Source organism: Streptomyces lunalinharesii, from assembly GCF_039532155.1.
Lineage (GTDB): Bacteria > Actinomycetota > Actinomycetes > Streptomycetales > Streptomycetaceae > Streptomyces > Streptomyces lunalinharesii.
Genome location: NZ_BAAARK010000050.1, coordinates 1 through 12964, shown reverse-complemented (window position 1 = coordinate 12964; position 12964 = coordinate 1). Strand labels below are relative to the sequence as shown.

General features: G+C 74.4%; 9 protein-coding genes. 3 read left to right on the top strand and 6 right to left on the bottom strand.

The window, feature by feature from the left end:
• The first annotated feature begins 74 nt into the window (after nucleotides 1-74).
• From ABD385_RS36920 to ABD385_RS36910, 3 genes are all read left to right on the top strand, one after another.
• On the top strand, nucleotides 75-356 hold the full coding sequence (locus ABD385_RS36920) for a DUF2530 domain-containing protein (protein WP_344584095.1): 282 nt from the start codon (nucleotides 75-77) through the stop codon (nucleotides 354-356).
• Between the two features lie 189 nt (nucleotides 357-545).
• Nucleotides 546-2969, top strand: a complete 2424-nt coding sequence (locus ABD385_RS36915) for an HAD-IC family P-type ATPase (protein WP_344584093.1) — start codon at nucleotides 546-548, stop codon at nucleotides 2967-2969.
• A gap of 245 nt (nucleotides 2970-3214) precedes the next feature.
• Nucleotides 3215-4426 carry a cytochrome P450 gene (locus tag ABD385_RS36910; protein WP_425585566.1) on the top strand — a complete coding sequence of 404 codons (1212 nt, stop codon included), beginning with the start codon at nucleotides 3215-3217 and terminating at the stop codon, nucleotides 4424-4426.
• A 107-nt stretch (nucleotides 4427-4533) separates the two neighbouring features.
• On the opposite strand, the gene ABD385_RS36905 is transcribed toward ABD385_RS36910, so the two are convergent.
• From ABD385_RS36905 to ABD385_RS36880, 6 genes are all read right to left on the bottom strand, one after another.
• The gene (locus ABD385_RS36905; RefSeq protein WP_425585565.1) at nucleotides 4534-5832 is read right to left on the bottom strand and encodes a cytochrome P450; all 1299 of its coding nucleotides are present in this window, start codon (nucleotides 5830-5832) and stop codon (nucleotides 4534-4536) included.
• Nucleotides 5829-6491, bottom strand: a complete 663-nt coding sequence (locus ABD385_RS36900) for a GTP-binding protein (RefSeq protein WP_344584089.1) — start codon at nucleotides 6489-6491, stop codon at nucleotides 5829-5831. Before ABD385_RS36900 ends, ABD385_RS36905 begins: the two co-directional genes overlap by 4 nt.
• Complete coding sequence (locus ABD385_RS36895; protein ID WP_344584087.1) at nucleotides 6472-6828, bottom strand: DUF742 domain-containing protein; 357 nt, start codon at nucleotides 6826-6828, stop codon at nucleotides 6472-6474. Before ABD385_RS36895 ends, ABD385_RS36900 begins: the two co-directional genes overlap by 20 nt.
• On the bottom strand, nucleotides 6825-7238 hold the full coding sequence (locus tag ABD385_RS36890; protein ID WP_344584085.1) for a roadblock/LC7 domain-containing protein: 414 nt from the start codon (nucleotides 7236-7238) through the stop codon (nucleotides 6825-6827). The genes ABD385_RS36895 and ABD385_RS36890 overlap by 4 nt, the downstream gene beginning before the upstream one ends.
• On the bottom strand, nucleotides 7235-8815 hold the full coding sequence (locus ABD385_RS36885; protein WP_344584083.1) for an ATP-binding protein: 1581 nt from the start codon (nucleotides 8813-8815) through the stop codon (nucleotides 7235-7237). Before ABD385_RS36885 ends, ABD385_RS36890 begins: the two co-directional genes overlap by 4 nt.
• A gap of 386 nt (nucleotides 8816-9201) precedes the next feature.
• Nucleotides 9202-12459, bottom strand: coding sequence for a sacsin N-terminal ATP-binding-like domain-containing protein (locus tag ABD385_RS36880; protein ID WP_344584140.1), 3258 nt, complete (start codon nucleotides 12457-12459; stop codon nucleotides 9202-9204).
• Between the last annotated feature and the right edge of the window lie 505 nt (nucleotides 12460-12964).

Sequence of the window (12964 nt, the reverse complement as noted above, 5' to 3'; positions counted from 1 at the left end):
CCGTGAACCGTTCCTCGCGCGCCCTCGTAACAGGCCCCCGCCGCCTCCTCGGGCGGCCCCGTAAGCTGGCCCCCATGTGGAAGAAGTCCGAACTGCGCGCGGCCCCGGCGCCCCTCGAAGGTCCCGTCGTCGGCACGATCACCGGCGGCACCGTCATCTGGTTCGTGCTCTTCCTCGCCCAGCTGCCCTTCTACGGCTGGTACGCCGACCACGGCCACGCCTGGTTCGTGTGGACCTGCCTGGCCGGCGGCGGGCTGGGCCTGCTGGGCGTCTGGTACGTGCGCAGGCGGGACGCCGCGATCAAGCGGGACGCCGCCGCCCGGCAGACGGCGGCCCCCGCCGCGAACGGCGCCTGACCGCGCCCCACCCCCGCCGGGCGCGCCGCTCCGCGCGCCCGCCCCGCGGGCCGTCCTCGGTCGCCGACCCCACGTCACCGGACGCCGTCCGCACACCCGGGGTTGCCGCGTAACCGGACAGAACCCCGCACAGTACTTCTGTCGACCGCCAGCGGGTGAGACGGGCATTCCCCCCGTAACGTCGAGGGCATGACGGACCCGGCGCAGACCGAAGTCGAGCAACCGGAGCCCGGCGACGACCGGCCCGCCGGCGGAAACGACCGGGAGGTGGCCCGGCGCGGCCTGAGCACCGCCCAGGTCGCCGAACGCGTGGCCCGGGGCGAGGTCAACGACGTCCCGGTGCGGTCCTCGCGCTCCACGGCCGACATCGTCCGCAGCAACGTCTTCACCCGGTTCAACGCCATCATCGGCGTGCTCTTCGTGATCATCCTGATCGTCGGTCCGATCCAGGACGGCCTGTTCGGCTTCGTCATCCTCGCCAACACCGGCATCGGCATCTTCCAGGAACTGCGCGCCAAGAAGACCCTGGACGGCCTGGCGCTGATCGGCGAGACCCGGCCGACGGTCCGCCGCGACGGGGCCGCTGTCCAGGTCCCCACCTCCGAGGTGGTCCTCGACGACGTCCTCGAACTCGGCCCCGGCGACAAGGCCATCGTCGACGGCGAGGTGCTGGAGAGCGACGGCCTGGAGATCGACGAGTCGCTGCTGACCGGCGAGGCGGACCCGGTCGTGAAGAAGCCCGGCGACCCGGTGATGTCCGGCAGCTTCGTGGTCGCCGGCAACGGCGCGTTCGCCGCGACCAAGGTGGGCCGGGCCGCGTACGCGGCGCAGCTCGCCGAGGAGGCCAGCCGGTTCACCCTGGTCCACTCCGAACTGCGCACCGGCATCAGCCAGATCCTCAAGTACGTGACCTGGATGATGGTCCCGACGGCGCTGGGGCTGATCCTGAGCCACCTGCTGACGCTGGGCCTGCCGGTCGACGCCGCGATCCGCCGGATGGTCGCCGGGATCGTGCCGATGATCCCCGAGGGGCTGGTGCTGCTGACGTCGGTCGCGTTCGCCATCGGCGTCGTCCGGCTCGGCCGGAAACAGTGCCTGGTGCAGGAGCTGCCGGCCATCGAGGGGCTGGCCCGGGTCGACGTGGTCTGCCTGGACAAGACCGGCACCCTCACCGAGGGCGGCATGGACGTCAGCGAACTGCGGCCGCTGGCCGACCAGGACCCGGCCCGCGTCCGGCAGGTGCTCGGTGCCTTCGGCGCCTCCGACCCGCGCCCCAACGCCTCCCTGGCGGCCGTCGTCGACGCCTACCCGGCCCCCGACTCCTGGCGGTGCACCGGCACCCTGCCGTTCTCCTCCGCCCGCAAGTACAGCGGCGCGGCCTTCGACGAGCCCGACGGATCGGCGTCCGCCTGGCTGCTCGGCGCACCGGACGTGCTGCTGCCCGACGACGACCCGCTGCTGCCGGAGATCGACGGGCTCAACGCCGAGGGCCTGCGGGTGCTGCTGCTGGCCCGCGCCGCCCGGCCGCTGGACCACCCCGACGTCGCGCACGAGGGGCAGCCGGCCGCGCTGGTCGTCCTGGAGCAGCGGCTGCGCCCGGACGCCCCCGACACCCTGCGCTACTTCGCCGAGCAGGGCGTCCGGGCCAAGGTGATCTCCGGTGACAACGCGGTGTCGGTGGGCGCGGTCGCCGGCAAGCTGGGGCTGGCCGGCGCGGACTCCCCCGTGGACGCCCGGCGCCTCCCGCACGACGACCCCGAGGCGCTGGCCCGGGCGCTGGAGGACGGCGCCGTCTTCGGCCGGGTCACGCCCCAGCAGAAGCGGGACATGGTCGGTGCGCTCCAGGCCCGCGGCCACCACGTGGCGATGACCGGCGACGGCGTCAACGACGTGCTGGCCCTCAAGGACGCCGACATCGGCGTCGCCATGGGCTCCGGTTCCGAGGCGACCCGGGCGGTGGCCCAGATCGTGCTGCTGAACAACAGCTTCGCGACGCTGCCGTCGGTGGTGGCCGAGGGCCGCCGGGTGATCGGCAACATCACCCGGGTCGCCACCCTCTTCCTCACCAAGACCGTCTACTCGGTGCTGCTGGCCGTCCTGGTGGCCTGCTGCCAGATCCCGTACCCGTACCTGCCCCGGCACCTGACGCTGCTGTCCACGCTGACCATCGGCGTCCCCGCGTTCTTCCTGGCGCTGGCGCCCAACAAGGAACGCGCCCGCCCCCACTTCGTGCGGCGGGTGATGCGCTACGCCGTGCCCTCCGGCGTGATCACCGGCCTCGCGGCGTTCACCACCTATCTGCTGGCCCGCGCCTACTACACCGGCCCGGACGGCTTGAGCGCGCAGACCAGCGCCGCCACCCTGACGCTCTTCCTCACCGCCCTGTACGTCCTGGCGATCATCGCCCGCCCGTACACCTGGTGGCGGATCGGGCTGGTCCTGCTGATGGGGTTGGGCTTCGTCGTCGTGCTGGTGACGCCGTGGCTCCAACGCTTCTTCGACCTGCGGCTGGTGGGCACGACGATGCCGTGGACGGCGGTGGCCATCGCGGCGGTGGCGGCGGTGCTGCTGGAGGTCGCCTGGCGGTGGGTGGGGCGCCGGTTCCCGGCGTGAGCGGCACCGGCCGGACCGGCCCGGCCGGCGGGCGGCGCGGCGGCGCGCCGTGCGGACCGTCGTGGACCCGTCCCCTCCTCACCCCGCCCCCTCCTCGGGCGGCCCCGGCCCGTTCTCCCCGCGTCGTCGAACCGTAGCGTCGGCGGTCTTGATAACCGCCCGCTCCAGCAACGATCTTGGGAGGGACGGACGGCCCGCGCCCGCCGCGGCCCCGTACCGCATCCCGACCGAGGAGAGCAGTGCCCGTGAACCGAGAAGCACCGGACATCCTGTCGCCGGAGTTCGCCGCGGATCCGTATCCCGCCTACCGCGTGCTGCGTGACGACTTCCCCCTGCTGCATCACGAGGCCACCCAGAGCTACGTCATTTCGCGGCACGAGGACGTCGAACGGGCCTTCAAGGACCCGGTGTTCACCACGGACAACTACGACTGGCAGCTGGAGCCGGTGCACGGTCGGACCATCTTGCAGATGAGCGGCCGGGAGCACGCGGTGCGGCGGGCGCTGGTCGCCCCGGCCTTCCGCGGCAACACCCTGGAGCAGTCCTTCCTGCCCGTGATCGAGCGCAACGCCCGGGAGTTGATCGACGCGTTCCGCGGGAGGGGGAGCGCGGACCTGGTGGCCGACTTCGCCACCCGTTTCCCGGTCAACGTCATCGCCGACATGCTGGGGCTGGACCGGGCCGACCACGACCGCTTCCACCGCTGGTACACCGCGATCATCGGCTTCCTCGGCAACCTCGCCCAGGACCCGGACGTCGTCGAGGCCGGGCTGCGCACCCGCGACGAGTTCGCCGCGTACCTGCTGCCGATCATCCGCGAACGCCGCACCGCCCCCGGCGACGACCTGCTCTCCACGCTCTGCGCCGCGGAGATCGACGGCACCCGGATGAGCGACGAGGACATCAAGGCGTTCTGCAGCCTGCTGCTGACCGCCGGCGGCGAGACCACCGACAAGGCCATCACCAGCCTCGTGCACAACCTGCTGAGACATCCGGAGCAGTTGGCCGCGGTGCGCGCGGACCACACGCTGATCCCGCGGGCGTTCGCGGAAACGCTGCGGCACACCCCGCCGGTCCACATGATCATGCGGCAGGCCGGCGAGGACGTCACCATCGGCGGCGGCCTGGTGCCCAAGGGCGCCACCCTCACCTGCCTGATCGGGGCGGCCGGCCGCGACGAGCGGCGCTACGCCGACCCGGACGTGTTCGACATCCACCGCACCGACCTGTCCGCCACCACGGCGTTCTCGGCCGCCGCGGACCACCTCGCGTTCGCCCTCGGGCGGCACTTCTGCGTCGGCGCGCTGCTGGCCAAGGCCGAAGTGGAGGTGGGCGTGGGCCAGTTGCTGGACTCCCTGCCGGACCTGGCGGTGGAACCGGGCACCGAGCCCCGGGAACAGGGGGTGTACACCCGCGGCCTGGACGCGCTGCCGGTGCGGTTCACCCCGGCCGGCTAGCGGCACGCGCACGTCGGGCGGTGTTTCACGTGAAACACCGCCCGACGCACGGACGTTACCGGCCAATACCCGGACCCCGAGGCGCCGCGCCGCAGGGTCGGGCGTCGTCAGCTGCGTCGGGTGCGCGCCGTCCCCATCGCGGGGATCGGGGTGTAGGCGGGCGTGAACTCCACGGGCAGGCTGACCAGTCCGCGCATCCACAGCGACGGGTGCCACACCAGGTCCTCGGACGGCACCGCCAGCATCACGTCCGGCAGCCGGTCGAGCAGCACCTCCACCGCGGCCTTGGCGATCACCTCGGCGATCTCCGGGGCGGGGTAGGGGCAGGCGTGCTCGCCGTGGCTGAAGGACATGTGGGCCTGGTTGCCGTCGGAGCCGGCGTCGCTGAAGTCCGGCCGCACCTGCGGGTCGGTGTTGGCGGCGGCCAGGCCGAGGATCACCAGGTCCCCGGTGCGGATCCGGCGCCCGCCGAGCTGGGTGTCGCGGACCGCCCAGCGCCCGATGAAGTTCTGCGTCGGGGTGTCGTGCCAGAGCACCTCGTTGAGCGCCTGGCCGACGCTGCGCCGGCCGCCGGAGAGGCTGAGCGCGAACCGGTCGTCGGTCAGCATCAGCCGCAGGGTGTTGCCGATCCAGTTGGCGGTCGGCTGCTGGGCGGCGGCCATCACCACCAGCAGGTCGATGACCACCTCCTCCGCGGCCAACCCGGCCGGGTGGGTCAGCAGTCGGGACGGCACGTCGGCGCCCGGCGCGGACCGCTTGGCCCTGACCAGGCGCTGCATCCGCTCGGCGACCCGCTGGTGCGCGGCGATCGCGCCCTCGTCCGCGTTGAGCGACGCGGCGATGTCGGCGGCGAGTTCGGGCACCTCGGTGTGCGGGAAGCCGAACAGCTCGGCGATGACCAGCAGCGGCAGCCGGGCGGCGTAACGGGCCATCAGGTCCGCCTCGCCGGAGCCGGCGAACGCGTCGATCAGCCCGTCCGCCAGCCGCTCGCAGATCTGCCGCAGCTCGAACTGGTCGATCGCGGTGAGCGCGTCGCTGATCGCCCCCGCCCGGCGACGGTGCTCGGGGCCCTCGGCGAACATCACCGACGGCTGGTGGCCGACGAACGGCAGCAGCGGCCAGTCCGCGGGGATCTGGTCCCAGGCGTGCCAGCGGCGGGAGTCCCGGGCGAACAGCTCCGGGTTGCTGGTGACCTGGTGCAGCTCGCGGTAGCCGAGCACGAACCAGCCGGGGACGTCGCCGTCCAGGAGGATCGGCGCGACCGTCCCGTGCCGGGCGCGCATCTCGCGGTAGAGCCGCGCCGGGTCGCCGCTGAGGCCGGCGCCGTAGAGCGGCACGGCGTCCGTGCCGGGGGTGCCGGCGCGCAGCGGGCAGCCGCCGGTGGTGGAGTGCTGCGGGTCGTTCACGGTGCGGTCTCCGCGGGTTCCTGAACGGGTACGGCGTCCTGGGTGGACAGGGCGTAGAGGTGGTCGACCAGCGCGATCAGCACGGCCTTGCTGGACTCCCGGTCGCGGGCGTCGCAGGCGACCAGCGGCACCTCGTCGGAGAGGTCCAGCGCGTCGCGGATCTGCCGGAGGGTGTGCCGGTCCCCGCCGAAGTCGTTGTGCGCGACGATGAACGGCATCCCGTGCGCCTCCAGCCGGTCGATGGCGTACCAGGAGTCGTCCAGCCGGCGGGTGTCGACCAGCACCACCGCGCCCAGCGTGCCGGAGAACAGCCGGTCCCACACGAACCAGAAGCGTTCCTGGCCGGGCGCGCCGAACAGGTAGAGCACCGCGCTGTCGTTGACGGTGATCCGGCCGAAGTCGAAGGCGACGGTGGTGGTCGTCTTGCCCTCGACGCCGCGGGGGTCGTCGACGCCGACCCCCGCCCGGGTCATCGTCTCCTCGGTGTTCAGCGGTCGGATCTCGCTCACCGAGCGGACCATGGTGGTCTTGCCGACGCCGAAGCCACCGACGACGACGATCTTCAGGCCGTTGTCGGCGGTGGCGCGCAGCGGCACGCGGTCGGCGTCGGTGCCGGTCGCACCGTCCGGGTGCGCGGGCTCAGAGGCGGTGGAGTGCATCGAGCACCTCCTTCAGCAGGTCGGCATCGGGTAGTTGGGCGCTCGCGGGGACCCGCGGGTGCCGGGCGGTGACCTGGCCGCGGTCCAGCAGGTCGGACAGCAGGATCCGGACCACGCTGACCGGCATCCGCAGCTCCGCCGAGATCTCGACCACGGCCGTCGGGCGACGGCACGTGGTCAGGATCCGGGCGTGCTCGGACTGCATGCCCGCGTCCGGGTCGGACTCGCTGACGATGAGGGTGACCAGGTCGAGCGCGTGGTCGTCGGCGGACCGGCTGCGGCCGCCGGTGACGGTGTAGAGCCGGTCCGGATCGTCGTCAGGACCGAGCCGCTTCATGCCGCCGGCCCGCCCTCGCCGCGCGGGGCGGCCTGGAGGTACTCGCCGATCTGCTCCACCAGTTCGTTCATGTTGAAGCCGATCAGGCCGACGTCGGCGTCCTCGACGGCGATCAGGGCCAGGTGGGCGCCGTTGCCGGCCTCGACGATGAACAGCAGCCCGCCGTGGAACTCCGTCATCGCCTGCCGCACGCCGCCGGTGCCGTCCCCGAACTCCACGGACGCGCCGTGCGACAGGCTCTGGATCCCGGAGGCGATCGCGGCGAGCTGGTCGGCCTGGTCGACGGTCAGGTCCTTGGAGTGGCAGAGCTTGAGCCCGTCCCGCGACAGGACCAGGGCGTGCCGGGCCCCCGGAGTCTTCTGGAGCAGGTTCTCCAGCATCCAGTCGAGGCTGTGGTCAGTGGTGTTCATCGGGTCTCGTCCTCCGGGCGTGCTGGCGAGGGGGCTGGGGCTGACGCGGGCGTGCCGCTCGTTCGGGGGCCGTCGGCGTCGTCCTGGGCGGGCTTGCCCTGGACGGCCTGACGGAAGGCGCGGAACCGGGCCGCCGACTCCTCGCGGGACCGTGCGGGCCGCGCGGCGTCGTCGCGCACCGGTTCCGTCCCCATGGGGGCGGCGGCCAGGGTCTGGCCACGACGGCGCTTGGGCAGCCCGCTCTCGCCGAACGCGGGCGCCGGGGCGGCGTCCGCTCCGGTCCCGCCGCTGCGGGCGGTGCGCCGCGGCAGCGGCGCCGGGGCGTCGGCCGGCGACTCGGGCCCCTGTGCCGCCCGGGGCGCGCGCCGCGGCTGCGGGCGGGCCGCCGGCAGCTCCTCGGGCGCGGCTTCGGGGGTGCGTCGGGGGGCCGGTACGACGGGCCGCGGTGCGCCCGCGATCGGGGCGGCGACCGGCTGTTCGGCCGCCACCCGGCTCTCGGTGACCAGCTGCTGCGGGATGAGGACGACCACGCCCGTGCCACCGCGAGCCGACGGCCGGAAGGAGACGTTCAGTCCGTGCTTGCGTGCCAGGCAGCCGACCACGGCGAGCCCCAGTCGCGTCCCGGACAGCGACATCAGGTCCAGGGTGTCCGCGGACACCGTCTCCTGGGCGCGCTGCAACGCGGCGTCGCCCATCACCAGCCCGCTGTCCTCGACGCTGACCACCACTCCGGCCTGCGCCTCCTCGACGTAGACGTGGACCGGCGAGGACGGCGGGGAGAACGAGGCGGCGTTGTCCATGATCTCGGCGAGCGCGTGCATGATGCCCTCGGCCGCGTGGCCGGCGATCGCGACGTCGCTGCTGCTGTGCAGCTGGATCCGGCGGTAGGCGCTGATCCGCCCCATGGCGCCGCGCAGGATGCTCTCCATGGCGATCGGCTTGTTCCAGCGGCGTCCGGAGCGGGCGCCGGTCAGCACCGCGATGCTGTCCGCCAGCCGCCCGGCCTGCGCCGTCGTGTGGTCCAGCTTCAGCAGGTCGCCCAGCACTTCCTCACCATGCCGGTTCTCCATCTCGCGCAGGTCGGCGAGCATCCCGGTGGCGAGCGCCTGCACCCGGCCGGCGGCGTTGGCGCACGCGGACATCGCCGCGGCCCGCATCCGTTCGCCGCGCCCGACCTCCTCGGCCAGCGTGCGCACGATCCGCTGGTGCGCGGCGATCGCCGGCAGATCGGTGCGGCCCAGCGCGGTGTCCACCGAGGCCCCGTCGCGCAGCTGCGCGACCAGTGCCGGCATCGTCACGTTCGCCAGCCGCTCGGCCTCGGCCTTGATCTCGCCGATCCGTTCCCGGTGGTGCCGGGCCAGCCGTTCCTGGTAGACCGCGGTGGCCACCGCGGCGCTGAGCAGCACCGCGCAGATCCCCCCGGACCAGGCGAGCGGCGTGCGCACGGAGTCCGGGACGAGCAGGACGGCCCCGAGGCACAGCACGCCGGTCACCACGAGGACGACCGCCAGCGTGCGCAGTGCGGCGCCCAACGGCGTGGGCGCTGCCCCGGGGCGGGAGGGTATCCGTGCTGGCATCAAACAGGTCCTCGTGAGCGGCGGGACGGCGGGCGGGACGGAAGGGCGATCGGCAGGAGCGGCGCCCGGGCATCGGGATACCGATCCGCGGCGGGCACCGACCCACGACGGGTCTCGGTGTGCGACGAGAGAATGATCGAAGATCGCCCTGGCACTCTAACCTGTCGGCGGCGTCCGGCAACTTCCCCATGGGGCTCCGTTTTTGACGGACCGGGCATCCAACGGACCTCGCCGTTCCGGAAATCGCGCGGGCCCCGGGACGGAACGCCGCAAGGACCGGAAATCGGGCCGCGACCCGCCGGAAGAACGACGGCGGCCGCCGGACCCGTACGTCCGCCGACCGCCGTCGAATTCGCTTCCGGATCACGCCCCGCGGCGCACCGCGCTCAGTCGAACCACCGGGCCCGCGCCAACTCCTCGCCCCGCTCCGGGTCCTCCAGCAGCGCCGCGACCTCGAACCGGCGCGGCCACTGCCCGCTGGCCCAGGCCAGACCGGCCGCCACGCCCTCCAGGGTCGCGGCGTGCAGGGTGCCGTCCGGGGCCCACCGCCAGTCCAGCTCCACGTCCCCGTCGGCGCCCTCGACCAGCAGCTCCTCGTGTTCGACGTACGCCTCGGGGGCGGCCGGGCCGAGCAGGGCACGGACCGCCTCCGGCACGTCGTGCGTCGCCCCGTCGGAACGGACCTCCGCGGCGACCGCCTCGCTCAGCCGCCGCACCTGGAGCAGTTCGGCCAACTCCGTGGCGCGGGCCGGCCGCACCGGCAGCAGCGCGCGGTCGCCGGCCAGCGGCATCAGGTCCGGCGCGTCGGCGACCAGCGCGTCGGCGGCGTCCACCACCTGCACCGCCCCGTCGACGACCGCCCGCAGGTCCTCGGGCAGCGTCACCTGGTCCGGGTCGAGGTCGGCCAACAGGCCGTACAGGGCGTGCAGTTGCCCGGCGCCGGCCCGCAGGTCCGGGTCGGCGAGCCGGCCCAGCAGTTCGGCCGCACCGCCCGGTTCGTCGAGCAGCGCACCGACCGAGGTGCGGACCCCGAGGGCGCGCAGCACCTGGGCGTCGACCTGCCCCGCGTCGGCCGCCTCGTACAGCCCGGCCAGCAGCGGATCGCCGCCCGTGGCACGCAGCCCGGCGGGCCGCCGGCCGTCCAGCACCGGGTGGCCGCGCAGCCACCAGGCGGTGTACGGCCGCACCGACTCCGTCGTGCCGTCCGGCAGCAGCACCCGCACCGGCGCGGTCAGGGCGTCCCGCAGCGGCGGCCGGGAGAGCATCTCCAGGACCCGCGGCCAGGCGTCGTCGGCGACCAGGTCGAGGTCGCGGACCGCGACCAGTTCGGTGACGACCGGAGGGACCGGCGTCTCCGGCAGCGCGTCCAGGACGTCCTCGCACCACACGTCGACGGCGTCCAGCAGTCCGGCGTCGTCCGGCTCGGGGAACTCACCATCCCGCGGCTCCAGTTCGTCCGGGTCGAGCACCACGTCGGTGGCCCGGACCAGAGCGAAGGTGGCCAGCACGCCCACCGCGGTGAGCGGCTGCGCACCCCACCTCTCGGCCAGTTCCGCTTCGCAGGCGGCGAGTTCGCCCTCCCTGATGACCTGCTCGAAGTCGCTTCCGGGGAAGACCAGTTCGCCCGCCGGCGCCAGTTCGCCGTCCTCGTCGGGCAGGGCCAGCGCGGCCAGCCAGGGCTCGTCCCCGGGCGCCAGGTCGGCGTCCCGGACCAGCCCGAGGACCGCCTCGGCCAGCTCCTCAGCACCCAGCGGCACCCCGGCGCCCGGCGCCAGCTCGTCCTCGAAGACGTCGTAGGCGTCCTCGTCGGCGTCCAACGAGTGCGCGACCGCCGCCCGCACCTGAGGGGTCGTCAGCACGGCGCGGGGTGCGGCGGGGGTGGCCCCGAGCTTCTCCAGGAGCGGATGGACCGCGTCCGGGTGGGCGACCTTGAGCCCCAGCCGGGTGAGGGTGCGGTGCCGGTCGGCGGCCTCGCCCTCGGCGTCCGGGTCGCCGCCGGGCAGCGGCAGCAGCACCTGGCGCGGCCCGATGGCGGTCCGCCCGGCGCCCGCCAGCGGCACCGGCAGCCCGCTGAGCCGGTCCGGGTCGGTGCCGGCCAGCGCGTCGTAGAGCCGCCACCACCACTGCGGCGACCGGTCCACGCCGGCCAGCCGGTCGATCATCTCGGTGAGCGGCACCCGGGCCACGCCCAGCGCCCGCAGCTCCGGGCGCCGTTCGAGGCCGGCCGGCAGCAGGCTGGGGAAGAGTTCCGCCAGCACCCCGACAGTCGCCGCACCGGCGCCCTCCACCAACTCCGCGTCCACCGGCCGCAACACGTACCGCTCGGCGTCCTCAGCGCCCTCAACGGGCTCAACGGCCTCAACGTCCGCGTCCCCCGCGGCGGCCCGCTCCGCCCCGGCCGCCGCCGCGCTCGGCAGGAACCGCACCCGCGGCAGCGACTGGACGACCTGCCGGCGGAGTTCACCGTCCAACCAGCCCTTGCCCAACGGTCCCGGTACGAGGTCCAGGGTGCCGGTCGACACCGGCTGCCAGTCGCCGAGCAGCCCCGCGTACGCGGCGGCAGCCCGGCCCACCAGGAAGTCGGCGAGCGGGCCCGGGGCGACGTGCCGCCGGGTCGGCTCCAACGGGAACGAGGCGATGAGCAGCGCGGGCAGGCCCAGGGGCTCGTCGGTCGGGGTCGGCGCGTGCAACACCGGCGCGGTGCCCGGCCCCACCGGCGCACCCGTCTCGTCCACCGGCACCGCCCAGGTCACCGACCAGGACGGCCGCAGCCGTTCCTCCACCGGACGGTCCGCCAGCAGCGCCGCGTCCAACGAACCGCCGTCGGTGGTCACCCGCCACCGGGTCGCCCCCCGCTCGCTGTCCTCGATGCGGACGTACCGCTCGTCCTGACGGCGGGTCAACGTCCGGACGCCCTCCGGCGTCTCCACCACGACCTCGGCCAGCCCGGGCAGCGTCAGCAGCAGCGCCGCGTCGATCCCGGCCACCAGCCGCTCGGCGAGGTCCTGCGCGGCCCCGTCGCGCAGCGGCAGCACCACCGAGGTGTCGTACCCCTCGGGCGCGGTGCCCTCCGCGGGCAACGGCAGCCGCAGCAGCGGTACGTGGCCCTCGCGGCGACGGAGTTCACCGCCCAGGCCGGGACTGTGCGCGGCCACCGCCTCGGCCAGCTCCCGGGCCTCGGCGAGCGACCAGCGGACGCCGCCGGTGCGGCCCACCAGCGCCGGTTCGTCGCTGACCGCCAGCACCGCGGCGAACCCGACGCCGAACCGGCCGACCGCGCCGACCGCCGCGCTGCTCTCCCGCTTCGCGGAGGCGCGCAACGTGGAGAGCGATTCGACGCCGGTGGCGTCCAGCGGGGCACCGGTGTTGGAGGCGACCAGCACCGCGGGCGCGCCGCCGTCGGCGGGGTGCAGGGTCAGCCGCAGCCGGCCGGGGACACCGGCCCGGGCCGCCGCGTCCGCCGCGTTCTGCGCCAGTTCCACGGCGAGCCGGTCGCGGTAGCCGCCGAGCGCGAGGTCCTCCTCGGCGTTGGCGTCCTCCCGGAACCGGGCCGGCGAGGCGGCCCAGGCATCCAGCACGCCGCGCCGCAACCGGGCCGTACCGAACGGGTCGGCGCCGTCGTCCGCGCCCCGCACCCACGGCATACCTGCCACGTTTCTCGTCTCCCTCGTCAGACCGTTCTGTCCCGACGGTACCCCCACGTTGTCGGCTTTCCCGCCGTACGGCGTCCGCGCTGGGGCGGGGGCCGCCGTGCGTTGGCGGCTGTTCCGCCGCGGGGGTGTCCGCCTTCGGCGAAGGGGGTGTTGGGGCGGGGGGCGCCCGGTGAGTGGTGGGTGACGGCTGTGGGGCCGGTGGGGTGGGGGTCGCGGACTGCTGCGCTTTACGTCCGCGACCCCCACCCCACCGGCCCCACACCCTCCCGCCGTCGACAACGACCCCGCCCCTTGAAGGGAAAGGGGAGGTCAGAGTCGCTCACGCCCGACCCGCACATCGACTCCAAGGCCCACCACGACGACGCCCTCCACCCCTCTCCCCCCACCGGGCGGGGGCCGCCACACATACGGGAGGGGGTGGGCCGGGGGTGCCTGTGGTGTGGACGTAAAGCGCAGCAGTCCACACCACAGGCACCCCCGGCCCACCCCCGCCCCC